At 38.1% G+C, this 25,926-nt stretch carries 21 protein-coding genes; 8 read left to right on the top strand and 13 right to left on the bottom strand.

From position 1 onward, the window contains the following. Position 1: 1 nt before the first annotated feature. The 7 genes from AC06G9_RS21360 to AC06G9_RS21330 form a co-directional block, all read right to left on the bottom strand. Entirely contained in the window at positions 2-913 is a 912-nt protein-coding gene (locus AC06G9_RS21360; RefSeq protein WP_480957176.1) for a glycosyltransferase family 2 protein, read from the bottom strand. A 2-nt stretch (positions 914-915) separates the two neighbouring features. Continuing rightward, positions 916-1,557: an FkbM family methyltransferase gene (locus AC06G9_RS21355; RefSeq protein ID WP_480957175.1), complete on the bottom strand. Its 642-nt coding sequence runs from the start codon at positions 1,555-1,557 to the stop codon at positions 916-918. A 27-nt stretch (positions 1,558-1,584) separates the two neighbouring features. Further along, a complete protein-coding gene (locus AC06G9_RS21350) occupies positions 1,585-2,940 on the bottom strand; it encodes a flippase (RefSeq protein ID WP_045755163.1) in 1,356 nt (451 codons plus the stop codon). Between the two features lie 59 nt (positions 2,941-2,999). Beyond that, positions 3,000-3,743 carry a DeoR/GlpR family DNA-binding transcription regulator gene (locus AC06G9_RS21345; protein WP_480957174.1) on the bottom strand — a complete coding sequence of 248 codons (744 nt, stop codon included), beginning with the start codon at positions 3,741-3,743 and terminating at the stop codon, positions 3,000-3,002. A gap of 75 nt (positions 3,744-3,818) precedes the next feature. Next, complete coding sequence (locus tag AC06G9_RS21340) at positions 3,819-5,306, bottom strand: hypothetical protein (RefSeq protein ID WP_480957173.1); 1,488 nt, start codon at positions 5,304-5,306, stop codon at positions 3,819-3,821. A 131-nt stretch (positions 5,307-5,437) separates the two neighbouring features. Next, positions 5,438-6,163 carry a YebC/PmpR family DNA-binding transcriptional regulator gene (locus AC06G9_RS21335; RefSeq protein ID WP_045755492.1) on the bottom strand — a complete coding sequence of 242 codons (726 nt, stop codon included), beginning with the start codon at positions 6,161-6,163 and terminating at the stop codon, positions 5,438-5,440. A gap of 1 nt (position 6,164) precedes the next feature. Beyond that, positions 6,165-7,115, bottom strand: a complete 951-nt coding sequence (locus tag AC06G9_RS21330; RefSeq protein WP_045754060.1) for an NAD-dependent epimerase/dehydratase family protein — start codon at positions 7,113-7,115, stop codon at positions 6,165-6,167. A 687-nt stretch (positions 7,116-7,802) separates the two neighbouring features. On the opposite strand from AC06G9_RS21330, the gene AC06G9_RS21325 reads away from it, so the two are divergent. Beyond that, positions 7,803-8,795 (top strand): aspartate-semialdehyde dehydrogenase, encoded by a 993-nt coding sequence (locus AC06G9_RS21325; protein WP_480957172.1) that lies wholly within the window; start codon positions 7,803-7,805, stop codon positions 8,793-8,795. On the opposite strand, the gene AC06G9_RS21320 is transcribed toward AC06G9_RS21325, so the two are convergent. The 3 genes from AC06G9_RS21320 to AC06G9_RS21310 are packed head-to-tail and all read right to left on the bottom strand — an operon-like array spanning position 8,792 to position 11,441. Further along, entirely contained in the window at positions 8,792-9,028 is a 237-nt protein-coding gene (locus AC06G9_RS21320) for a hypothetical protein (protein WP_346568868.1), read from the bottom strand. The two genes, AC06G9_RS21325 and AC06G9_RS21320, sit on opposite strands and share 4 nt — an antisense overlap. 37 nt (positions 9,029-9,065) lie before the next feature. Continuing rightward, complete coding sequence (locus AC06G9_RS21315; RefSeq protein ID WP_260947700.1) at positions 9,066-10,067, bottom strand: Kelch repeat-containing protein; 1,002 nt, start codon at positions 10,065-10,067, stop codon at positions 9,066-9,068. Between the two features lie 6 nt (positions 10,068-10,073). Further along, the gene (locus tag AC06G9_RS21310; RefSeq protein ID WP_480957171.1) at positions 10,074-11,441 is read right to left on the bottom strand and encodes a DUF4270 family protein; all 1,368 of its coding nucleotides are present in this window, start codon (positions 11,439-11,441) and stop codon (positions 10,074-10,076) included. A 121-nt stretch (positions 11,442-11,562) separates the two neighbouring features. On the opposite strand from AC06G9_RS21310, the gene AC06G9_RS21305 reads away from it, so the two are divergent. The 4 genes from AC06G9_RS21305 (at position 11,563) to AC06G9_RS21290 (ending at position 16,172) form a co-directional block, all read left to right on the top strand. Further along, positions 11,563-12,981: a sensor histidine kinase gene (locus AC06G9_RS21305; protein WP_480957170.1), complete on the top strand. Its 1,419-nt coding sequence runs from the start codon at positions 11,563-11,565 to the stop codon at positions 12,979-12,981. Between the two features lie 7 nt (positions 12,982-12,988). Then, a complete protein-coding gene (locus AC06G9_RS21300; RefSeq protein WP_045754055.1) occupies positions 12,989-13,663 on the top strand; it encodes a response regulator transcription factor in 675 nt (224 codons plus the stop codon). Between the two features lie 133 nt (positions 13,664-13,796). Further along, on the top strand, positions 13,797-14,339 hold the full coding sequence (locus AC06G9_RS21295; RefSeq protein ID WP_045754054.1) for a TetR/AcrR family transcriptional regulator: 543 nt from the start codon (positions 13,797-13,799) through the stop codon (positions 14,337-14,339). 126 nt (positions 14,340-14,465) lie between these two features. After that, positions 14,466-16,172 (top strand): glycoside hydrolase family 3 protein, encoded by a 1,707-nt coding sequence (locus AC06G9_RS21290; protein WP_480957169.1) that lies wholly within the window; start codon positions 14,466-14,468, stop codon positions 16,170-16,172. A 78-nt stretch (positions 16,173-16,250) separates the two neighbouring features. On the opposite strand, the gene AC06G9_RS21285 is transcribed toward AC06G9_RS21290, so the two are convergent. Further along, entirely contained in the window at positions 16,251-18,371 is a 2,121-nt protein-coding gene (locus tag AC06G9_RS21285) for a carboxy terminal-processing peptidase (RefSeq protein WP_094772755.1), read from the bottom strand. Positions 18,372-18,846: 475 nt separating this feature from the next. On the opposite strand from AC06G9_RS21285, the gene AC06G9_RS21280 reads away from it, so the two are divergent. Next, complete coding sequence (locus AC06G9_RS21280) at positions 18,847-19,584, top strand: dienelactone hydrolase family protein (RefSeq protein WP_480957168.1); 738 nt, start codon at positions 18,847-18,849, stop codon at positions 19,582-19,584. Between the two features lie 26 nt (positions 19,585-19,610). Here AC06G9_RS21280 and AC06G9_RS21275 read toward each other — a convergent pair whose 3' ends face one another. Further along, a complete protein-coding gene (locus AC06G9_RS21275) occupies positions 19,611-20,729 on the bottom strand; it encodes a tetratricopeptide repeat protein (protein ID WP_480957167.1) in 1,119 nt (372 codons plus the stop codon). 513 nt (positions 20,730-21,242) lie between these two features. On the opposite strand from AC06G9_RS21275, the gene AC06G9_RS21270 reads away from it, so the two are divergent. Continuing rightward, positions 21,243-22,664 (top strand): arylsulfatase, encoded by a 1,422-nt coding sequence (locus AC06G9_RS21270; RefSeq protein ID WP_480957166.1) that lies wholly within the window; start codon positions 21,243-21,245, stop codon positions 22,662-22,664. An 85-nt stretch (positions 22,665-22,749) separates the two neighbouring features. Here AC06G9_RS21270 and AC06G9_RS21265 read toward each other — a convergent pair whose 3' ends face one another. Further along, positions 22,750-24,327: a DUF3843 family protein gene (locus AC06G9_RS21265; protein ID WP_480957165.1), complete on the bottom strand. Its 1,578-nt coding sequence runs from the start codon at positions 24,325-24,327 to the stop codon at positions 22,750-22,752. Between the two features lie 242 nt (positions 24,328-24,569). Here AC06G9_RS21265 and AC06G9_RS21260 point away from each other — a divergent pair, with 242 nt between their 5' ends. Next, entirely contained in the window at positions 24,570-25,877 is a 1,308-nt protein-coding gene (locus AC06G9_RS21260) for a replication-associated recombination protein A (RefSeq protein WP_248755209.1), read from the top strand. The last annotated feature ends 49 nt before the right edge of the window (positions 25,878-25,926 follow it).

The following is a 25,926-nucleotide window of genomic DNA, read 5'->3' as shown; positions in this document are numbered from 1 at the left end:
ACTATTTTTTTAGTTCGTTGATTTTCTTTTTGGCAAAACGGATTCCTCTTTGCAAGAGTGAACCTTTTCTATGGGCATAAAAATACTTAATTGATTCATAAGCTTGTGTATGCTCTTTTATTTCTAGTGGAAATTCCGTTATTTTTTTATCAGCAAGTACCACCCTGTAGGTATTTTCGGCTGCGGTATGTGTACCAGAACCATCATTGCCAATATTTTGGGTTAATGAATTTCTGGGATAGAGTACCAAACCATTCTTTTTAAAAACAGAGGCATACCAGCGGATTGCCCAAGAATTAATCTTTCCCGCTTTAAATTCCTGCACCTGTTTCCAGAAATTCTCCTTTCCTTCTATACTGAATTGATGAATTTGTTCTGTCGTAAAGTCATCGGTCAATTGATGAATATCTGCGTTGAAATATTTCCAAGCACGATCCCATGTGGCCCATCCCCAACTATTTGCCACCCTGAAGAAAAATGTTTCAGGTAGATTCTCTAAATCTTTCAAGGGGTAGCCGTATCCTGATATTTGCATCACACGATCTTCATCCTGATAACGATCCAGAGCATCGTTAAAATAGCTGAGCGCGAATGGGGAAGTGGTGAGATCATCCTCTAGAACGATAATCCGACCATACTGCTTGACAATGTTGGAGACGCCATCAATTACATTGGCTGCCAGCCCGCAATTTGTATCGCGGAAAATGAGGTGTATTTTTTTAAACTTCCAATCGCTCTTGATGATCTCCCTCACCTGATCTACGGCAGGTTTTGATTTTTCATTCTTTGGAGCATCCGAATAGATAAACAGTTCGGAAGAAGAAGCTAAATCATTCTTCTCTAGAGCCTCTAAGGTACGTAATGTGTGATCCGGTCGATTGTATACAAATAAGATAATAGGTGCTGTTGACATTCTTATATTCCTAAGCAGTTATTTTCTTTATAAAATAGAGAGGTTACCTTTCTATGGATTGCACCTATTGCAATTCCTGAGAAGGGGATGTGTTTAAATCCTTGTTGTAGCAGATAGTCTATAGCGGGCTGATAGTGTTTTCTTTCCGCATCGTCTAATATGAGGACACCGGTATCATTTAATCTCTTAATAGCGTTTCTGCAACAAGATATTCGTTTCCTGCCATCAACAATAACGATGTCAAAAAGCTGATCTTGTTGTAGGATTTCATGCACATAATCATCTGCCTCTAAGCCAATATTTTTTATTGTTACATTTGCAGGCATTTGATTTTTAATACGTTCAAACCAATTTTTATCATGTTCGACAGCGGTCACATTTTTGACATGCTTTGCATAAAATAAGGTGGAATTACCTGCACCATATTCAAAAAGTAATAATTCTTTATTTAATCTACCATCGATAAAGTCTAAGAACGAATAGGTTAACCAAGGAATAGGATTACCGTTGGGATCTAATGATTCTTTTTTTAAATAGGAGTTTGTCCAGCCTGTTTCTACGAAATATCCTTTAAAAGCCAAAGAGAGCAGGCCTTTTATGAGTTTGCTATTCAGTAAGGATCGATAACTACCTGTTTTTTCCATATTTTTAAGTTTATAGTAGAAATAAACTTAACGATTTATTTTTAAAAATTTATCTTTTACAGTAGATAATAATCCTAGTAAAAAAAGTGATCTGATCATCAGAATCGCATTTGGCCGAGTTCTCTTAATGAATAGTAAGAAAAAAGTAGAAGCAAAATAAGCGATTAAAGTAGCATAAGCCGCGCCAATAATTCCAAATTTAGGAATTAAGAAGTAGTTCAATACAACATTGATAAGCGCTCCGAATGCCGTGCGGTAGAGGGTGATTTTGGTAAGCCCTTCAGCAATGAGAAACTGTGCGCTCGCTGTGCCTAAGAATGTAAATACACCTGCCCAAATATGCACTTGGAGCGTATGTAATCCTTCTCCATACTCTGGAGCATAATAATATTTAAAAAGAAAAGGTGCGAGTAATGTAACTACCAAAGCAACTGATAAACTGATAAATACCATGAGCTCGTATAAGTTACCCAATCTTTTCTGGTATAATTCAGGGCTTCCTTTCCTGGCGTTCATAATAGCAGGAAATAAGGATGTAGAAATTGCTACAGGCATGAAATACCAACTTTCACTGAGACTTACTACAATAGAATAAACCCCTAATGCCGATTTCCCCAATAGAGCGTCGATCATGAGTTGATCTATCTTCATATAAAAGGTGATAAACAAGGAGGAAAATGCTAGTGGCCAACCTAGTTTGATCAGCTCTCTAGCAGTCGCTTTATCATATTTCCAGGATGAAATACGATGACCAAGTTTACGGTAAAGCGCTAGATAGCCAATCTGTAAAATAATGACATCAAAAACTAGTGTCCAGATGAAAGCATCTAAAGGAGCTTTTACGAGGATGAGTATCAATTTTATTGCAGCAGAAAGTACATTACCTCCAACTTGTACCATCATAATCATTTTTCCCTTTACCTGTGCCTGAAAAAAGCTATCGATGATCTGTACGGCTTGAATAATACAGATTAATGATACAAGTGCAACCTGTTTGAAAGAGGCCGCAGGAGCTTCTGGTGCAAAATGAGCGATGAGGAAATAGGTGAGGTAAACAAGTGGCAAAACTAAAAAACCAGTTATGATCCGAATGCGTAGGGCAGAGCCCAAGAGTACATCTTCTCTTTCTGGATGCTGTAATAGTTGTCTCGTGATCAATCCATCGGTACCCATGGTGGCGATTCCAGTAAAAAAGGCCAATAAGACCAAAGGATAATTGTAAGTACCAAAGTTTGCACTTCCAAGATAGGAAGGCAAGGCAAATGAGGTCACCAACATTTTAACAAAAAGAGATCCAACACGGGCTAACAAAAGCCAACCTGTGTTTTTGAAATATTTTTCGAATGCTTCTGGATTAAATCCTGGTAATGCTGGTATTTTCATTATGATGCAAACCTACTGATTTTTTTTAGAGGTTTGCATGAGAATATAGTCGTAAATGATTAGAGTACATTAATAGCACTCTTGAATTCAGATAGACTAGGATGTTCTGGATCTAGATCTGTGACAAGATAATTGACATCATGAAGCGGTACCACTTTCATCTTTTGAACCGAGTTCAATTTTTCTGCAATACTGAGGATCACTAATTTATTGGAACATTTAATCATTGCTTTTTTGATCTGTACAACTTCCCAATCCGAATCTGTTACGCCATCCTGCGTGGAAAGGCTATTTGTTCCTAATAAACAAATGTCAACTTTAATATCAGACAATTCGTTTGTTACTTGGGATCCTGATACAATATTCGTATTTCTGGATAATTTGCCACCAATTAAAATAACCTCTAAATTTGGCTTTTCTGCTAGCTCTAAGGCCACTAAGGGGCTGATGGTGAAAATAGTACATTGAAGACTATCTGGAACAAGTCGAGCCAACTCGATCATAGTTGTTCCACCCCCAGCAAGAATTGTCATTCCATTTTGAAGTAGAGAAATGGCTTTTCTTGCAATTTCTTTTTTAGCTTCTTTTGCATATACATTTCCATCTTGAAATGGAAATTGAAAAGACTTTGATAATGCACCTCCATATACCTTTAGTACTTTTCCATTTTCTGCCAATTCATTTAAATCACGACGGATTGTATCTTCAGAAACATTGAGCTGAATGCTTAAGTCTGACGATAATACTTTATTATGTAAATTGATTTGGTGTATAATGAAAGCTTGTCTTTCCTCTTTTAACATGACAGATAGTTTATATAGTCGAAATTATTTATATACAAATGTAATTAAATGAAGGTATAAAAAATAAATGTTTTTTTAATCCGTATCCTTATTTTTTAATTTCGTCACCCCAGCTTTAAAACGAGGCTTAAATCCGGCAGGTTTGCTGCTTGGTTCTGTCGGAAGATCAGCTGCTGTTTCTTGTGCTGCGGTATTGGATGCATCAGTTGGATCAGGTTGTGCTTCGGCCTGTTGACCAACAGATGTTGTATCCTGTGCTGCTGTCGCCGGTTTCGTTACTCCAGCTTTAAAACGAGGCTTAAATCCGGCAGGTTTGCTGCTTGGTTCTGTCGGAAGATCAGCTGCTGTTTCTTGTGCTGCGGTATTGGATGCATCAGTTGGATCAGCTTGTGCTTCGGCCTGTTGACCAACAGGTGTTGTATCCTGTGCTACTGTCGCCGGTTTCGTTACTTTAGCTTTAAAACGAGGCTTAAATCCAGCAGGTTTGCTGCTTGGTTCTGTCGGAAGATCAGCTGCTGTTTCTTGTGCTGCGGTATTGGATGCATCAGTTGGATCAGCTTGTGCTTCGGCCTGTTGACCAACAGGTGTTGTATCCTGTGCTGCTGTGGCCGGTTTCGTTACTCCAGCTTTAAAACGAGGCTTAAATCCGGCAGGTTTGCTGCTTGGTTCTGTCGAAAGATCAGCTGCTGTTTCTTGTGCTGCGGTATTGGATGCATCAGTTGGATCAGCTTGTGCTTCGGCCTGTTGACCAACAGGTGTTGTATCCTGTGCTGCTGTGGCCGGTTTGGTCACCCCAGCTTTAAAACGAGGCTTAAATCCGGCAGGTTTGCTGCTTGGTTCTGTCGGAAGATCAGTTGCTATTTCTTGTGCTGCATTATTGGATACATCAGTTGGATCAGCTTGTGCTTCGGCCTGTTGACCAACAGGTGTTGTATCCTGTGCTGCTGTGGCCGGTTTCGTTACTCCAGCTTTAAAACGAGGCTTAAATCCGGCAGGTTTGCTGCTTGGTTCTGTCGGAAGATCAGTTGCTGTTTCTTGTGCTGCATTATTGGATGCATCAGTTGGATCAGCTTGTGCTTCGGCCTGTTGACCAACAGGTGTTGTATCCTGTGCTGCTGTGGCCGGTTTGGTCACCCCAGCTTTAAAACGGGGCTTAAATCCAGCAGGTTTAGCTATGTCCTCTTTAGTGGTTGTCGATTCATTAGCTTTTTCAAGAGTACGTTCTGGATTTTCAAGTTCTTGAGGTATGCTATCCTTTGCTGTTACGGGAGCTTTAAAACGAGGTTTAAAGCCTGTAGCTGTAGTAGTTGCAGGACTGGCTTGTGCTTTCACAGGCTGCTGTTCTTTCTCACTAGCTGGTTGCACTTCTTTTTTTTCGACAATCGTTTCTGCTAGATGATAACTTTTACGGAGCCTATTAAACCAAAATTTCTTGGTATGATCAAAACTTTTGGCCCCCATAGCAACATAATGTTTTTTAAATTCTTCATATAGTGATTGATCTGCTTTTTGTAAAGCAGCTAAGTCAATCTTTTTTTTAGCGAAAAATTCTTCAAAAGTCATCCTGAAAACATTTAGTCTACTACAAATGTATAGTATTTTATTAATCTTTAATAGCCTCAAAAGGATTAAAGCTAAATTTTTGGCATAAAAAAAGAGCGTAAAGCTCTTCTTTTATTATAATAAGTTTGTACTTATGCCATGTTGTGGTAGACCGCTTGAACATCATCATCCTCTTCGATTTTGTCTATCAATTTTAACACATCAGCCGCATCTTCTTCCGAAATATCAGTGTGTGATAAAGCGATGCGTTCTAACTTGGCAGAAGAAACCGCAATACCTTTTTCTTCCAATAAGCGTTGCATATTTCCAAAATCTTCAAATGAAGTTTGAACAACTACAACATCATTTCCTTCCTCATCGGCCTCTAGATATAATTCTTCAAGACCACCATCGATAAGTTCCAGTTCCAGCTCTTCAATATCCACATCCTCAGTTGCAGGGAATCTGAACAAAGATTTACGGTTAAAAATAAAATCCAAAGATCCAGTTTTACCCAAGGTGCCACCAGCTTTGGTGAAGTAGCTGCGTATATTGGCAACAGTTCTATTGGTATTGTCAGTTGCTGTTTCAATTAAGATCGGTACACCGTGTGGACCGTATCCCTCATATACATATTCTTCATAGCCTTTAGAATCTTTTTCAGAAGCTCTTTTGATAGCCGCTTCTACGCGATCTTTAGGCATATTTACAGCTTTCGCATTGTTTATCGCTGTACGTAATCTAGAATTTGACTCTGGGTGAGGACCACCTTCCTTCACCGAAATTGCAATTTCTTTACCTAAACGCGTAAATTGGATGGCCATTTTGGCCCAGCGTTTAAATTTACGTTCTTTTCTAAATTCGAAAGCTCTTCCCATGTTATAGTTTGTTTGTTTTAAGATTCTCAATCATATCGGCAGTAAGCTTTGCTAAATCAAAAGCAGGCTTCCAATTCCAATCCGCTCTCGCTGGAGAATCTTCAATACTAGCAGGCCATGAATCTGCAATCGCCTGTCTAGGATCATTCTCCGAGTAAGTGATTGCAAAATTAGGAAGAATTTTTTTAATTTCTTCAGCAAGTTCTTTTGGAGTGAAACTTACTCCAGTAAGATTGTAACTTGAACGAATCGTTAAACTTTCCTTTGGAGCATCCATCAGTTGCAAAGTGCCACGAATCGCGTCATCCATATACAGCATCGGTAAAGCAGTATCTTCCGATAGAAAACATTCATAACTACCTTTCTTCAATGCATCATAAAAAATGTGTACAGCATAATCGGTCGTTCCACCTCCTGGTTCCGCTTTCCATGAAATAATACCTGGATAGCGAATACTGCGGATATCCAATCCACGGTGCTCTTGATACCATTCGACAAGTCTTTCTCCTGCCAATTTACTAATACCGTAGATCGTGTTTGGATCCATGATACAATATTGATCTGTATCTGTTTTCGGAGAATGTGGTCCGAATACTGCGATTGAACTTGGCCAAAAGATTTTTTCGATCTTATATTCAACAGCTAGGTCTAACACGTTCAAAAGACCGTTCATATTGAGATCCCAAGCTTTTTTGGGATATATTTCACCAGTTGCCGATAGCATTGCGGCCAATAGATATACTTGTGTGGGTTTATATTTTTGAAATAAGGATTCTATCGCACTTTTATCAAGTACATTTAGGGGCTCGAAAATTTCCCCGTCCTTTAAATTTTGAGGTTCCCTAATGTCGGAAGTAACGACACTTTCAGTACCAAATTTTTCTCTTAAAGCTGTAGCCAATTCAGTTCCGATTTGGCCATTTGCACCGATTATAATAATGCTTTCTTTCATCGATGCAAATATAGTATTTTTATTATCCTAATCAATGTTTCAAAAGTAGCTTATAATCTTCTTTTTTCAATACTAATTGTTTGGTAAAGTATTTATTATCAAACTGTTCTTGTGCTGTTGTTTGATGTTTTACACCCGTTTTCCAGGCCTTTTTTTAATCGAATTTATTGATATTTTTTTCATTTTCTTTCTTGACATTACAAAGCAATCGATTGCTTTTTTTTCATTAAACTTGACCAGATTTATCAAATCAATTTATTTCGTTTTTAAATCTCCGATTTTACCGTATTGTTATACAACTTTAATAGTGTGTTGGATGCATTTTTTATGAATTTTTTTTGGACCTCTTATTTGTGATCATAATTCTCATACCATTACTACCCCGGGTCAAAAGATGATATCCGTTAAGAAGCTCTTTGAAGTGTTGCTCCTCTTGATGAGCGCGATGCCTATATATCCGCTCTTAAAGGAGCTTTGTTGATTACTAGTTTGACTTTTAAATACCGCATTGTTTTAAGATATTTTATTAAAATCGTTTTAACTTATTGATATTAATATCTATTTCCCCATTTTTTTGCAATAATCATCAAATATTTAGCTTGAATTTCGTAAGTTTGAGAAATAACAATATTCTACTTAGAATATTTATAGAAAAATTTCATAACAAATTAAAGAAAAAGTAACAAGATGAAAGTCGCAGTAGTCGGCGCAACAGGCCTTGTAGGTACTGAGATGCTAACAGTGTTAGCAGCGCGCAATTTCCCAGTTTCAGAATTAATTCCAGTAGCTTCAGAGCGTAGTAAGGGTAAGGAAATTGATTTTAAGGGAAAGAAGTATAAGGTGGTTACACCATCTGAAGCTATTGCTTTAAAACCTGATGTTGCTTTATTCTCGGCAGGAGGTGGTACATCTCTTGAGTATGCGCCATTATTTGCCGCTGCTGGAATAACAGTTATTGATAATTCATCTGCTTGGCGTATGGATCCGACTAAGAAATTAGTCGTTCCCGAAGTGAATGCACATGTCTTAACTGCCGAAGATAAAATTATTGCAAATCCTAATTGCTCTACAATCCAGATGGTCGTTGCATTAAAGCCGCTACATGATAAATATAAAATTAAACGTGTTGTTGTTTCTACATACCAATCTGTAACCGGTACGGGTGTAAAAGCAGTTGATCAATTGATGAACGAGCGTGCTGGTATAAAGGATGGCGAGAAAGCATATGCATATGAGATCGATTTAAATGTCATTCCTCAAATTGATGTATTTCAAGAAAATGGATATACCAAAGAAGAAATGAAGATGATTTTGGAAACAAACAAAATCATGGGAGATGATTCGATAAAAGTAACAGCAACCACAGTGCGTATTCCAGTAATTGGAGGACACTCAGAATCTTTAAACATTGAGTTTGAAAATGATTTTGATCTAGTAGATGTTCGTGCAGCTTTATCCGCGCAAAGCGGTGTCATTGTAGTAGATGATCCATCTAATTTGCAATATCCAATGCCAAAGGATGCACATGGAAAAGACGAAGTTTTTGTCGGACGTATACGTCGTGACGAATCACAGGCAAATACATTAAACATGTGGGTGGTTGCGGATAATCTTCGTAAAGGTGCTGCTACGAATACCATTCAAATTGCAGAAACACTGATAGAAAAAGGATTAATTTAATTCTTAATGGATATAAGAAAAGGAGCTGTAACACCTGTTATAGCTCCTTTTTGTTTTCTCATCTTCCACTCGATCGGATGCTGAACGGTGCCCTGGGTTTCTCGTTGCTCAAGCTGTTGCTGATCTGGTGACGACTTATAGCTTCGTTCCCAGTTTTTATGATGACGAGTATATACTAGTAGACCATGATTGCGGTTTACCATAGTTTGTAAGTAAAAAAGGGTTTGTACCATATGATACAAACCCTTTTTTACGTTTAATAAACGTGAATTATTTTACTGGAACAAATTTCCAAGTATCATAGTATTTGTTTGATCCGTTTTGACCTGTAGTTACATAGCCAACATTGTCGATTCCGAATCCAACAGCATCTTGTCTGGCCTGACCTTGGAATACTTGATTGTCAGCATTCCAAACATCAGTTGTAGGGTTATATTCCCAGATTGTGTTTATAACCGTTTGTTTTACACCACCTACGACATAAGCTAAATTGTTTAATACAAAAGTAGCTGTATTAGAACGTGTTAGATTGTATGTGTATGAGTTGTCATTGCGGTTTAAATTATTTAATTTAGTCCATTTAGTACCGTCATATTTGAAGAAGTCTTCAGGATATGAGCTATTATCAACACCACCACCTACATAAGCAATGTTATTGATGACAAAAGCAAAACCATATCTTCTGTTCGATTCTAATGGGCTATCTACAGCTGACCATTCATTTGTAGTAGGATTATATTTGTAGAAAGATTTTACATTATTATCAGTATTATTTCTAGAGCCTGTACCTACGTATCCAAATCCTCCAATTGAAAATGCAACAGCACCAAATCGTGCTTCAGCAGGAAGATCTGCAATTTTCGTCCAAGTATTATTTTTAGTATCATACTTATAAAAGTCAGATAAAGCATTAGATCCATCATAACCTGTACCTACATAACCATTGTCACCAATAGCAAAAGCAACAGCGTTGTTACGCGGTGCACCTGGAAACGCAGCCTTTTGAGACCAAGTTCCTGCAGATGGGCTGTAGGCCCAAGTATCTGTTTTACGAACATCTACTTGTCCTTCTTTTGAAAGACCTGTAGTTACGTAAGCAATATTGTTAACTAAGAAAGATACTGCTCCACTTCTTGCATCACCATCGAAAGCAGACGCTCTTGTCCATTCTACTACTTCGTCTGCATCATTTTTATCTTTCGATTTACAAGAGTAAGTAGAGAAAGTTACGACGCACGCTAATATGATAAGTAGCCAATTTTTCTTGTTCATAAACTGTTAAAATTTAGTATATAAGATGTTTAATTTTATTTTTGGTTTGTTATTTGCATCTTTTGCCACAATAAGTCGATCTGTATTTGAGAATAATCCTGTTGTCGGTAAACTCAAAAATAGTGAAGATTTATAATAGCTTTCTTTTTTAATATTATTTAGATATTCGATCAAATTGAACGTATATTTTGCATTTGCTCCAAAGTCATTAGCTCCAATATAGGTCGCTTGTTGTACTGTTGTTGAAAATGGTGAATTTACTATACTCATCGGATTGCCATATCCATTGGCCACCATTAATATCACACTTGATGGTGAGTTAAAAAATGAGTTATGGTATTTACTTTCTGTCTCTATAACGAGTTCTGCCTTATTGATTGCTACAGTTGGATCATTAACTAAAGCCAAAAGTGTCGGAAAAGTTATTTTGACCACAGCTCCTGTGCTACCTTCCAAGAAGACATCACCATCTGTCACACTACTAGTGAGTTCTGGATTTGCGATACTTAAAGCGCTGAAAGCTGTTCCTGTGCGGTCTGCTTCGATATTATTAAATTGATAAGCCTTATCTGCTAAATTAAATTTAGCAACGCCATTCACTTTAAAACCTTGCGCATTTACAAAGTTATAATGGATCTGCATGCTTACCGTATCTTTATAACCGATAATGGCTGTATTATTTTCTCCTGGTACAAGTGCAATACCTTTAAAATAATCAATAAAATTTTGATTTGAAGAAATTGTTGATCTTCCTTCTTTTATCATGGAAAATAAAGTACTACCTAAGTTATCGTCCAATCTAACGGCTAATGAATCTAATCTTTTAACAAAAGGTCTGAACGATAAGGTTCCTAATGCATTAGGATTATAGGCAAACTTTTGATTATTGTAAATAGCTGCACCACTTACAAACACAGGTCTTTCATTGATATCAGAACCCGAGTTGATCTCTTTCAACGTAATTTGCTCTTTTACTTCGTGAACAGCTATTGTCTGCGTTTTCGTGGTATCTCCGTAAAAATATTTATTGGGTTTTAAAACAAACGTGATGGAGTCGTATTGCGCTGCAGTTGGAATAGAAGCAGTCGTAATATTTCCAATTCCAAGACGCATATAAGAAGTTGAACGAACTGATCCCGTAGTTGTATTGCTGTTTTTTCCAACGAGGATCACTCCAGTTCCTGATGTGGGTACATCATCGAGTTGATAAGTAGATGCATTCACTTGAATCGAATCAACAGGAACGATGCCCATGGATTCATCTCTTGAATTGTCTAAAGAGAGCGAAATATCTTTATTACAAGCTGAAATGCCTATCAGTAATAACGCTGAGAATAAAAATTGAACACTACGTCTCTTAAAGTTTCTTATCATGCTTAAAAATTGAATAATGCAAATGTAATCAATGCGCATTGTTAATCAGTGTTATATTTTGTTAAATATGGTTAATTACCAAGGCGAATGCAAATCTAGTAATTTAAATTTGTTTTTAATTATGGCAAATAAGTTTAAATTATTGATAACACTTTCGGTATTAACCGGTATCGGAATGATTAGTATTCTGGCGATCTGGTTATACGGAAGCTATAATAATCGCCTTGAGCTCTTTCTTTCTTCAGCGGAAAGAAGCATGTTTAATGTAGTTCAAGATGTCTATCAAGCGCATAGCAACGATATCAAAAGGGAGCAAGGCGGGGCATTAGGTACTTTGCGCAAAAATCTGAGATCAAAATATACAGATGCTGAAATTGACACCCTTTTTAAAGATTTGGTTTCTAGCTATAAAGGTCGTCCATTTCGCGGAGATGCTGGCATGCACCAGGATTATAAGCAAAAGCACCTCAATGGTAAATCTGGCGGCGAACTGATGGCTCCTTATTTATTTTCACAAATTAAGATCTCTGATGCTTTGATTGTTGAGATAAAAGAAAAGTTTCATTCGGCACTTGAAGCGAAGGGGGTGCGTGCCGATTATGAAATTACCACTGAGTTATTTCCGCGTGATAGCCTTTTCGCTATTCGGAAGGAATATAGAGCCAAAAAATTATCTTGGACACGGCCCATCATGATCGACGCGGTCGAAAGTAAATTTTTGATCGTCAAATTTAAGCACGTTTGGAAAAATCTCCTGTTTGATCTTGGCTGGCAATTGGGTATTGCTATTCTTTTGGTCAGTATTTTTATAGGTTCTTTTATCTATCTTTTTAAGACCATCTTTCGGCAGAATAGACTGGCAGAGATGCAAAAAGCATTTGTTAACAATATGACACACGAATTAAAGACACCTGTTTCTACCGTGATGACCGCTATTGAGGCAATACAACTGTACGGCGTAAGGCATGATCATGAAAAGATGGACCGCTATTTGGCGATTTCCAGAAATGAGCTTGATCACCTCTCTGATATGATTGATCGTGTTTTACAGTTAGATGTAGACGAACATACTGGGCTGAAATTGGATAAAAGTCAAGTGGATCTGATTCAAGTTTTGAAAGATGCGGCAAACACTTTTGGAATTAATGTCAATAAACAAGTGCTCATATCTTTGGATCTGGATATCCCGTTTTTATCGATCAATGCCGATATCTCCCACTTGAGAAATGTCATTAATAATTTATTAGAGAATGCCGTTAAGTATTCTGGAGATCCTGTCGATATTAAAATTGCCGTGCAAGAATATGCTGATCATGTTGAATTTACAGTTTCTGATCAGGGTAAAGGCATCGCTCCAGAATATCAGAAAGAGATTTTCGAGATGTTTTTTCGAGTACCCGAAGGAAATTTACATCAGGTAAAGGGGTTTGGGATAGGCTTGGCCTATGTGCGTCAGGTTATTGTGCAACATGGAGGAAAAATATCCGTGAAAAGCAGTTTAAATAAAGGTAGTACCTTTATCATTAAATTACCAAAATAATAGCATTATGATTGATATCTTATATGTAGAAGATGAACCTAGTTTAGCTCTTATTGTTACAGATAGTTTGGAAATGAATGGCTTTTCTGTCAGACATTGTCAGGAAGGGCAGACTGCTTTACGATCATTTGAAAAGGAAAAGCCTGATATTTTGTTGATTGATGTGATGATGCCAGTTATGGACGGTTTTACACTGGCGACTCATATTCGAGAGCGCGATAGTCAAATTCCGATTATTTTTCTAACTGCTCGCGTACAAACGGATGATGTGGTAAAAGGCTTTCATCTAGGAGCAAATGATTATGTGAAAAAACCTTTTCGCATCGAAGAGCTTGTTGTGCGTATTCAATCGTTATTGAAAAATAGTCCAAAAATGCAGTTTAGCCAAAATTTGATGATTGGCGATTATGTGCTGGACAGTCTCAAGCAGACATTGAGTTACCATGGAGAAGCGATTAAATTGTCTTACCGAGAAAGTGAATTATTGCGAAGCTTATATGAAAATAGAAATCAAGTCGTACCAAGAGAAGATATCATGAAAACGTATTGGAGTTATGATAAATATTTTTCGGGTAGAAGTTTGGATGTTTTTATCAGTAGGATCCGTAAATATCTAAATAAAGATGCCCGCATCAAGATTACGAATATAAGAGGTATCGGTTATATGCTATCTGTCGATTAGGAAAGATTTATAACTTATTTTTTTAAATAAATTGCTCGTTTATAGTGGTTTAAAATGTTTTTATATTCAACTTAGATAAATTGGATATAAAATACAATTTATCTAAGTTTGTATGCAGTAAAAGAATTGTAAAATGAAAGATAGTGTATTGAGTAGAAAAGAGAAAATTATTCGTGAGGCTTTGAATTTATTTTCTGAGCAAGGATATGCAGATACCTCTACCAAAGCTATCGCTCAAAATGCTGGTGTGTCTGAAGCCTTGATTTTTAAACATTTTGGCAATAAAGATGCCCTATTGGTGCACCTGATTAAGGCTGGTTATCGCAAAGTGCTTACTCATCACAAAGGGATGATGACTTATGTCGATTCTAAAGATTTTTTGCGTAAGATGATCAATCTCCCTAGTAAATTGGTTGCGGATGAACCTATTTTTTGGAAACTTCAGGAACGACTTTCTCATCATCCTTTTTCGAAACAGCAACATGAGCAGTTCATGAAGCCTGTTCAGGCCATTATTGTACGCGCTTTTAAAGAACTGGGGTATAAAAACCCAGATTTAGAAACGGAACTCCTATTAATAGTCATCGATACCCTTTGGAAAAAAGAAGCTAATGGGGAACTTGATCATGCCATGGAGCTGGCTATTCTCCTCGAAGAAAAATACGATTTGATCTAATTTTTGATCTGTTTTTTTGAACGATCATTGCAAGTTTGTGCATGTTTTATCAAATTTGTTGCACAAACTGTTTTTTATTGTGTAAAAAATGTCCGTTCTTAGTACTCTATTTTATACAAACTAATTATGTTAAAAAAACTAGCTCTAGTTGTCGTCGCATTGACATCATCTATCTCTTTTTCACAAGCACAGGACAAAAAAGACTTTGTCAAGTATATCAATTCACCCCACAGTTGGGTAGATTCTGTATTTAACACATTGACTCCCAAAGAGCGTATAGCACAATTATTTTTAGTACGTGCACATACCAATCTTGGGCAGCGTTACATAGACTCTGTTGCTCAGGTGGTTAAAAATGAGCAATTGGGAGGTCTTGTTGTTTTTCAAGGAGGACCCGTTCGTCACGTCGATATGTTTAACCAATATCAAAAACTTTCTAAAGTACCGTTATTGATTACATTTGATGGGGAGTGGGGTCTAGGGATGCGTTTACCGGATTCGACCTTATCTTATCCTTACCAAATGACATTAGGAGCTGTTCAAAATGATCAGTTGATTTATCAAATGGGGCAAGAAGTTGCAAAAGATTTTCACCGCATAGGTATGCATTTTAATTTTGCTCCGGTAGTGGATATTAATAATAATCCCAAAAATCCAGTGATCGGTTTTCGTTCCTTTGGTGACAATAAAGAGAATGTAACCCGAAAAGCGAAAGCGTATATGGATGGAATGATGAATGGCGGTATTATTTCGTCCTTGAAGCATTTTCCTGGACATGGCGATACGGATGTGGATTCGCACCATGATTTGCCTCAGCTTACTTTTAGCAAAGCTCGATTAGAAGCTCTTGAAATGTTTCCATTCAAAGAATTGATCAAAGCGGGCGCACCTGCGATCATGGTCGCGCACATGAATATTCCGAGTTTAGATCCAGCACCAAATATTCCTTCTTCTATATCAAAACCTATTGTGACCGGTATATTGCGTGAAGAATTAGGTTTTCGTGGTCTTACAGTTACAGATGCTATGGACATGAACGGTGTCAAGAAATTTTTCCCTAATGGTGAAGCTGATGTTATGGCTATAATAGCTGGACATGATTTATTGGAAGTATCTGAAAATAGTAATCGTGCTATTGATCTCATCCTAAAAGCTATTCAAGAAGGTCGGATTAATCAAGCAGATGTAGATGCACGCGTTAAAAAAGTACTTGCCTCTAAATTATGGTTAGGTTTAGATCAATATCAAGCTGTCCATCCGACCAACCTTTATGGTGATCTGAATAGAACTTCTGCAAAGCAATTGATCGATCAGTTGGCTGAAGCCTCGGTTACTGTATTAAAATCAACAGATAAAATAAGAGCATTTAAAAAATCAGAAAAAACAGCAATTGTTAATATTGGATTAAAATCTCCAGCTGCTTTTCAACAGATTATGGCAGATGCTCTATCGGATGAGACAACGTATTATGTGACCGATGAAACAAGTCAGGATGAATTGAAAAAGATCATCAAAGAAGTTAAGAAAAATAAGCAAATCATTTTGGCAATTCATGATACACGTTCGCGCCCTCGTCCCCAATTGCCTGTCAATAAGGAAGTGGAAAATCTCGTTAAAAAGTTAGCTAAAAAATCGATTGTGACGTTCTTTACCAATCCATATGCGATCGATGGTTTTAAAGGTGTACACAAGAGTAAAACCATACTAGTGGCTTATCAGAATGATGAGTTTATGCAAAGAGCTGTTGCCAAAGCAATACTTGGGCAGTATGTGACAACAGGTAAATTACCAGTCACTATCAACAAATATTTCAAGTACGCTGCCGGAAAATAAGTCCTTAATCTACCTTTAATATATAAGAAAGGGTCTGATCAGTATTGATCAGACCCTTCTTTTTCTTTATTCGATTTCTTACTTCTTCTCTTGGATGATGAAGTCCGTCATCACTTTAGCACTTTCCTCCTGTACAAAGTCAAACTCCATCTTAGGTTGAGGTTTTCCTTCTTCCCATAGCGGTAAGCCTCTTTGTTTCAATAATGCATTTACACGATCTCTATTTTTCTTTTGATTATCGTCACGTTCTTTTTTAAATTTATCAAGTTGCAATGGTATTTTGGTTTCTTCGTCACGTTTTTCAAACGTAGCAATATCTTCCAATAAAAACTTGTACTCGGTTGAGTTTTTCATTCTTGCTTCATGCTCTTGCTCCAATTTTTTATTGATCTGCGTTAGATCGGCTACTTTTTTATAGGTACTTGATTTAATTTGATCCCATGGTAAAGCGGATGGTTCCGAACTTTCCCCAAATTTCTCTGCAGAATATTGTGTTGGAAAAGTCACATCAGGACTTACTCCTTTATGTTGCGTGCTGCTACCATTTACACGGTAAAATTTACCTAACGTAATATTGATCTGACCGTATTCAGGTGCTCCATTTGGGGTGTCCGGATCTTTCTCTTGTTGTGCTTTCAATAATAATTTACTTGTAGGGCTGATCACGCGCGACATATCGACCGCAGACTGTACGGTACCTTTACCGTATGATTGCGAACCTAAGATGACTCCACGGCCATAATCCTGTATAGCACCTGCAAAAATTTCGGAAGCAGAAGCTGAAAAACGATTGATCATAACACCTAATGGACCATCCCATGATACACCTGCATTGCGATCCTCTTCAACATCAATTGAATTGCGGACATCACGTACTTGTACGACTGGTCCTTTGTCAATGAATAAACCGGTCAGGTCGATCGCCTCTGGTAGAGATCCACCCCCGTTAAATCGCAAGTCGATCAATACTGCATCTACTTTTTCTTGTTTCAGCGTATCCAATAATAACCGCACATCACGCGTTGTACTTTTGTAGTTTGGATCACGTTTGCGGTATGCCTCAAAATCCATATAGAACTTTGGAATATTGATGACACCAACACGGTAAGTTTTACCATCTACTCCTTTTACATTTAAGATCTCTTTTTTAGCAGACTCCTCAGCCACGACGATGCGTTCCCTGGTTAGCGATACTATTTTAGGATGTGCGCCTATTGGTTGGCCAGCAGGTATAATTTTCAATCGTACAAGAGTTCCTGCAGGACCTTTGATTTTTGCTACAGCAGCATCCAATCTCCACCCAATGATATCTTCAAATTCACCGTCTTTTCCCTGTGCTACACCTACGATCTTATCATCTATGGCTAAGCTTTTATCTTTAAAGATAGGACCTCCAGGTATAATTTCACTGATAGTCACCATTTCATTGTCAATCGTCAATCGTGCACCAATTCCTTCAAACGTATTGGCCATGCCTTCATTAAAAGCTTGTGCAAAAGAAGGGTTGAAGTATGAGGTGTGCGGATCTACAGCATCTGTCAATGCAGTCATGATTAACTGAAATGCATCATTTGAATTTGTTTTTTTACCCTGAGAGATCAAATTGTTATAACGTTTACGCAAGGTCTCTCTTTGTTTGGTTTCCGTGCTATCTGTTTTTTTAGCAGTGGTCATTTCCAGATTCAACAAATCATATTTCACACGATGCTTCCATTGCGTGTCAGCTTCCGCCGTGTTTTTGAACCAGCCTAATTTCTCTCTGCTTGGAAGGAAATATTCATCCAATGTAAAATCTTGTTTAACATCCACTTGTTTGAGCGCATACTGCATGCGTTCCAAATAGCGCTTAGAGTACACATTGAAAATATGAAACGGAGCAGATAGATCACCATTTCTAAAATCTTGGGCGATCGTATTGCGATATTGTTGAAATTCATCGATATCGGATTGTAATAGGTAGTTTTTTCCTTGATCCAATGTCTTTATTAAATTGTCAAAAACAATCTTTGAAATGGAATCATTCAGTTGTACTTTTTTATAACTGGTAGATTCTAAGAGTCCTGCAACTTCTTTTGCGATGACTTCGTGTTGTGCGCTAGGCTTTAAACCTCCTTCTACTTCGGTTAGATTAACTCTCGGCTTCGAGCCACAGGAGACGATCGAAATAACAAAAAGGGTGAATATTAGCTTTTTAAACATATTTTCTATAATTTTAATAGTCATTTTTAATATATGAGATAGCGCTTTAAATCCAAAGAGCTAAATTTAAAGAATTTCAGGTCATAATTTTAACAAATCAACAAATTTATTTGATACTTTATCTCAAAAATCTCTACTATTTATATTTCTTGTAATAATAACTCATTTTAGTGAATTTAAGTATCTTTATCCAGTAAGCAATTTATGCTGTAATAATAATGTTATAAGAGGATCACAAGCTTCAGCTGGCTTATAATTCAATCGTATATGTGCCCAGAGCATCTTCTGCTTACGACCAAAAAATGAATCAGAGTGATCTCCGTAGTCGTTATTTATGGGTCATAGCAGCAGTAAGGAATAGCTAATAGCAACACATGATCGGTTTAGAATCAAGATCGATACATGAACTAAACAAAATTGGATGTAAGATGTTCATTTCATACCACGATAAGGAATTCATACCTAATATAATCATATGAAAAATTTAATAATGACAATTCTATGTTTTTGCGTCACAGAGGCGAGTTTCGGACAGCTTAAAAACGTTCGATATCAAGATGGAGATCAAGTCTTAACCGGATTGCTCAATACCGATGCGGGCGAAGGTGCTCCTGGTGTCTTAATTCTTCCAGCTTGGATGGGTATCGATGACGAAGCTACTCAAGCTGCCGTTCAATTGAGCAAGGAGGGGTACATGACCTTTGTTGCTGATATCTATGGAGAAGGTCATAAACCGACTAATGCAGCTGAAGCAGGGCAGCAGGCAGGTAAATATAAGCAGGACTATCAAGCCTATCAAAGAAGGATTCGTCTCGCTTTAGAGCAGCTGTTGAAGGCTGGAGCAAGTCCACGTCGTCTAGCTGTTATGGGCTACTGTTTTGGTGGGACGGGAGCCTTAGAGGCTGCAAGAGCGGGCTTAGAAGTGCAGGGTGTTATTTCTGTTCATGGCAACCTGGGCAAAGGTAGCCGTCCAGATGGAGCACTTAACACTAAAATATTAGTACTTCATGGTGCAGCAGATCCCCATGTTTCCGATCAAGAAATTTCAAATTTTAGAAAGGAAGTGGAAACAGCTCATGCAGATTGGCAAATGATTTATTATGCCGATGCTAAACATGCTTTTACTAATCCTGCCAGTGCTGATTTTCATCCCTTAGCAGCACAGCGCTCATGGAAACATCTACTCGTTTTCTTGGAAGAAGTTTTGAAGTAAAGAACTCTTCATCAAGCTGTAGTTCACTAATCTATAGCTTGATGAAAAGATGTCTTCAGTTTTGTAAAATCCTGATACGTATTTTCTGCTTCTTTATAGTCTTTTAGACGAATGTACACCTCCCCAAGTTTATCTAAAACGGCAAGTTCAAGATGTATATCCTTTCTTTCACGTGCCATTAAAAGGGCTGACAAGAATTCTTTTTTTGCAATTTTGATATTGTTGTCTAAAAGTTTGGACGAAGCCAATACATATTCTATTGCAGCTAATTCATTGTTGATTTTTTTACTTTCTGCGAGTTGTTGCGCCTGCAGTAAAAACCATTGCGCTTCGGTAAATTTATTTTGATCAAAGTATACTTGTGCGAGTTGCTGCCAAGCCACGATCTTACCTTCATAAGCCTTTGATTTATTGTAAAGGGGTATGGCTTTTCTAATGATATCCTGTTCTGCGCCATCATAGTTTTTCATCCCACCTTTGGCCAAAGCAATTTGCATCCACGCATTTGCTTGATCATGATAATTTTTTGATAGGACAGCAGACTTCAGATTTTCCTGTGCAGCACGTTCCGCTTTTTCAAATTTTCCTGCATAAAGTAAGACAACAGCTAAATTCTGATTCAGTATCGTTTTATCTTGTTTATTGTTTGCTTTTGCCGCGATTTGGATCGCATGTTCAAAATAAGCGATTGCTTGATCAGTTAAATTTTTATTCACCGCAAATAAGCCAGCCTCATTGAGCAGTGTATAGTTTGCGATATCATCATATTGCACTTTGATCCGCGCCAATAGTTCATTCCATTTGTCTATATCTGCAGGGACTGGATGAATTAAGTACTGAAATTGTGCTTGATCTGTCACACTTTTGATTTGTGTGAGCAATGTTTTATACCGCAGTTCCTGAGCTATTTTTTTTGCAAAATCTTTTCTGGTACTACTGTCAAATAGCTCTATTAATTGTTCTGTTTTGCTCTTAGGAGGAGGGAGAATATAGACCTTCGGGCCTATACCTTTAAAATCACGATTATACTTGATGATGGCATTCGTATTATCTGCGATTGATTCCTGAGCATACGACATGAAGCAACCTATCAAAAGGTAGGTACTGGTAAGAAAAGTAATTTTCCAATATTTCTTTTTAATCATGTATATCCCTGCTGTTAGTGAGGTTATTGCAAATATGGAGAAAAAATGTGTAAAATATCGTTAAAGGGATAACTAGAACGCTGAGTGTACCTGTTTTTTACGAAAAAATTAAATTTTCAAGATTTTACAGTGGGTTATAATAGACCAGTTTACGAGTCGATCATAATCTTAAATCTCATATAAAGCTCATCTTGATATCCCGATTTGCTCCAAATCAGTGGATGAACTGGTACATGTCCGTATAGTTTTCTCCACACACTGTAACTTTTTTATCGTAGCAACTGATTTGCTTCCATTAAGTTCTAACTTTTCATATATCTTCTTTATTTTAGCTGCTGATCAATTTTCTAAACTTTATCTTTTTGTAAAATGCCATCAAAGAGCAATCTATAAATTTTTTTATATAATATCTTCATCCTAATAATAATTTTGGAAATCTATTCTCAATGATGCTTAAATCTTTGTGTACTTATTTCAACTATTTTTAATTTACAAGAGTAACAAACCATTAAAATGAAAAAACCAGCACTATTTGCGTTGTTTTTTGCGTTGAGCAGCATCGCAATAGCACAAAAGAAAAGCGATCGACCCAACATTGTCTTTATCATGGCCGATGATTTGGGGTATGGTGATCTAGGGGCTTATGGGCAAAAGATCATAGAAACAAAACATCTGGATGCTTTAGCAAAAGAGGGCATGCGTTTTGATAATTTTTATGCCGGCACCTCTGTTTGTGCTCCATCCCGATCCGCTCTGATGACAGGGCAACATACGGGGCATACGCCAGTCCGCGGCAATAAAGAATTAGAACCCGAAGGGCAGCAACCTTTAGCAGACTCGGTGCAAACGATCGCGATGCTCTTGCAAAAGGCGGGGTACGCGACAGGTGCATTTGGCAAATGGGGATTAGGGATGGTGGATACTTACGGGTCTCCAAGCCGCAAGGGATTCGACGAATTCTATGGTTATAACTGTCAGCGACAATCTCATCGTTATTATCCTACTCATTTGTGGCACAATCAAGAGCGCATCGAGCTACAGGGAAATCATGGTCTGATGGCCAAAGGGCAGTATGCTCCAGAGCTAATCCAAGAAAAAACATTAGAATTTATTGAAAACAATAAGGATCGCCCTTTTTTCCTATATGTTCCGACAGTATTGCCTCATGCCGAATTATCAGGTCCTGATGATCAGTTTTATGCCCAATATGCCGATAAATTTGAAGAAAAAGCGCACAAGGGCAATGATTATGGTCCTGCAGCAACCATTCCGGGATATGCCTCTGTAGCTAAGCCACGTGCTACTTATGCCAGTATGGTCAGCCGCATGGATGCACAGGTGGGACAAATTGTTGCTAAGCTCAAAGCGTTGGATTTATTGGACAATACCATTATTGTTTTTACCAGTGACAACGGAGCACATCGTGAAGGAGGTGCTGATCCAGATTTCTTCAATAGTTCAGCTGGATTGCGCGGATACAAAAGAGACCTCTATGAAGGAGGCGTAAAAACTCCTTTTATCGTCTATTGGTCCGGAAAGGTGACTCCCGGATCTACTTCCAATTACTTAGGCGCATTTTGGGATATTATGCCCACTCTAGCAGAAGTTGCGCAGGCAGGAAAACCGCAATATACAGACGGTATTTCGTTTGTTCCGACATTACTTGGAAAACCTAAAAAGCAAAAGCAGCATGATTACTTATATTGGGAGTTTCATGAAGATGGCGGCCGTCAAGCGGTGCGTCGAGGTGATTGGAAATTGATTTTGCAAAAAGTCAGAAGTGGAAATCCTGTTGCTGAACTGTATAATCTAAAGCAAGACCCTAAGGAACAAAATAATGTGGCAGCTAGTCATCCTCAAAAAGTGATAGCGTTGCGCAAAATTATAGTAAAAGCACATGTAGAAACGAGTGATTTTCCTTTGCTTAATAAGTAATGGAGTAAAAATAGTGACGGAGTAACGAAGTAGATCATTACTTCGTTACTTTTTACTAGTCACTACGTAACTGGTTACTATTTTACTATCTAATCATCACATGTGGCTGATTGTGATAGGTGTCGCTTTTGTAAAAGCGAATGAGAAAATCCAATGTTTCGCGCGTTAATGGATAGAAAAACTGCTCATTGATTTCCTTTTCGTACAATTCATAATAATGCTGTACCAATCCAACTGAGAAAAACTTCTGCACCAAGAGCTGCAGTAAGTTTTGCGCATAATTTGTTGGTTCATTTGGCTCTTCCACAAAAAATGGATTATTTTTCAAGGGAAAGATGTTTTCGATGCCACCAAAAAATTCTAGACCTATTTTCGGATTATAGAATGCGGTCACCGGAGTATCTTTTGATGCATTTGGATTCGTTACCTCTTCGATTAGCGGTAGCCCTACTTGCTCGCGGTATGCTGTGGTGAGTTCATGGATGTAACCCGCAATTTCAGCTTCCGTCATAAATGCCAGAAGACCGTCATGCTTTTCATTAAACAATGCTTTTACATCCTCCACTTGTTGTTCTGCCTTTTCGATATGCGTCCTTTTGCCCTTTAGTGCTTCCACCAAATACGCTTGATCTATTTCTTGGTCAGCCGTCAGATCGATCTGACCAGCTTCAACAGCAGACATCATTCCTGATAGGTTCCAGGCATCTTGCCAAGGTACGATCTCCATATAGAATAATTGAGCAGCTTGGGGCTCTTGAAAGTTTTGAATCGAATTTTGATTGACAAAAAAGATTTCACCTGTTGTCAAGTGCTTCAATTGTAGACGCTCTTTCTCCAATTTTTCAAATTCAAAAAAGCTATCGATCCGTTTTCCAATATCGCGCACCTGCTCATATCGCGGATGTGCAGGTGATAGAGTCGAGGCAACAAATTCGCAAGATTTTAAGCCCAATAGATGTAAGCGGAAGAAAACAAAGTGATTGTCCCGCACACGGAAAGTCATTTGATTTAAGTACGCAGGATCATGTTGATAGCGACCCAAGTCGGCGATATCCATATGTTGCATCAAACTGTTGTAGTAATAGCCTCCCGTGATATAATTGGTTGCGATCACCTTTTCAGCAAAATTGCGAACTTCCAGATAATTAGCATCCGCTGCCAGAGCGTATTCCTTTTGTAGTAAGGAGTTTTCCGGAGCGACCTCATAATGTTCCTCCAATACCGCATAAGCAAGATCTGTAACTAGGGCAAGTAAACGCCCTTCTTTATCTAAGAAAAGATGCGGATTACGTTCGCTGAAAAATAACCATGAGAGCACCAGTACATCCTGTGGATTGATATCTTCTGGATAATAATCTGTTAATTCCTGATCCTCAAAAAATGGAAGCATCTTGCCATATAGCGCTTTGTGCTCTGTCCTAAAGGCATCAAAAAGCTTTGTTCCAGATACGACATCCTCGAGGTAGCAGGTCAAATAAACGCTGAGCGTTTTTATAATTTCAGGTCTGATCAGAGCATCCGTTTCTTCTTCGTCAAACCATAATGTGCTTAGCGCATCGTGTATGTCATTGGCTACTTGTAAATAATAACGATCGGCATCCGATCTCCCTTGATAAGGATGTTGTCCTAGCCAATCTTGTATATAAATTCGTTTTTTGTTCATCAAAATAAATCGTTAATGAGTTTAAGTTCTTATTTCTATCCATGAGCTCTTTTTTAGTCGGTTTTTATGAGTAAGGCGATGATACCGCCAGCAGGAATGCTGCTCATCTGGTTTCAAAGAGTAAGGTTACTGTTGAAGGTCTCCTATATAAAATGCTCATCCAAAAATAGCCAAATTTTTGAATTCCATAAATTGATTGTGAAGTAAATGAACAATTGCTAATATCTTCTTACTTTTGATGTATGGCTACACGAATTCCACTGGCAGAGCGCATGCGTCCCAAGAAATTGGAAGATTATGTTGGACAGCAACATATTATCGGTCACGATGCGGTTTTATATCATGCCATTCAACAAAAAAATATTCCTTCTATGTTACTCTGGGGCCCTCCCGGGGTTGGAAAAACGAGTTTGGCACTTTTGATGGCCAAAGAGCTGGGGCGCCCATTTTTTTCTTTAAGTGCGATTCAGTCTGGAGTCAAAGATATTCGTGACGTCATTGAAAAAGCGGAAAAGCTGATGAATATCAATCAGGAGCAACCTTTGATGGATTTTAATCAAGAACAGCCCATTTTGTTTATTGATGAGATTCATCGTTTTTCCAAATCACAGCAGGACTCGTTGTTGGGGGCTGTGGAAAGGGGACTGGTTACCCTTATCGGAGCCACCACAGAAAATCCATCATTCGAAGTGATATCGGCTCTATTGTCTCGCTGTCAAGTCTACGTGCTTGAACATTTAAGCAGCGAAGATCTGATCGGCCTGATCGAAAAAGCATTAAATGAAGACGAATACCTCAAAACATTAAACATTGAGATTGAAGAATACGAGGCCATTTTAAGATTATCTGGGGGAGATGCACGTAAGCTTCTCAATGTACTCGAATTGGTCAGTAATGCCGCAGTCCTGCATCATGAACCCATTACCAATGCGTTCGTATTGAAACAGGTGCAGCAGAATATGGCTATTTACGATAAGACAGGCGAGCAGCATTACGATATCATATCTGCTTTTATCAAATCGATCCGCGGATCAGATCCCAATGCCGCTATTTATTGGCTGGCACGTATGATCGAAGGGGGGGAAGATCCTTCTTTTATTGCTAGGCGATTGCTGATTCTAGCATCTGAAGACATCGGCAATGCCAATCCCAACGCCTTGTTATTGGCCAATACTTGCTTTCAGGCCGTAAATGTCATCGGCTGGCCCGAGTCGCGGATTATCCTGGCGCAAGCAGTAACGTATTTGGCAAGTTCACCTAAAAGCAATGCCTCTTACGAAGCCATTAATAAAGCTCAGGGAGTGGTGAAGCAAACGGGCGATCTTTCTGTACCTCTTCATTTGCGCAATGCACCTACAAAATTGATGAAACAGCTGAATTATGGTGCGGAATACAAGTATGCACATGCATACCCAGGTAATTTTGTGATCCAAGAATTTTTACCGGATGAACTGAGCGGTATGACCTTGTACGAGCCCGGTAAAAATCCGCAGGAAGAAAAGTTAAGGCAGGGCTTACGCGACAAGTGGAAGGAGAAGTACAGGTATTGATTTCATTTTAAATCTCAAGGGATATTGTTTACCTTTGCTGGGATAGGAG

It is taken from the genome of Sphingobacterium sp. MAE (assembly GCF_056711605.1).
Note: the sequence above shows the minus strand (reverse complement) of the source record. Positions and strands in the feature narration are given on the sequence as shown.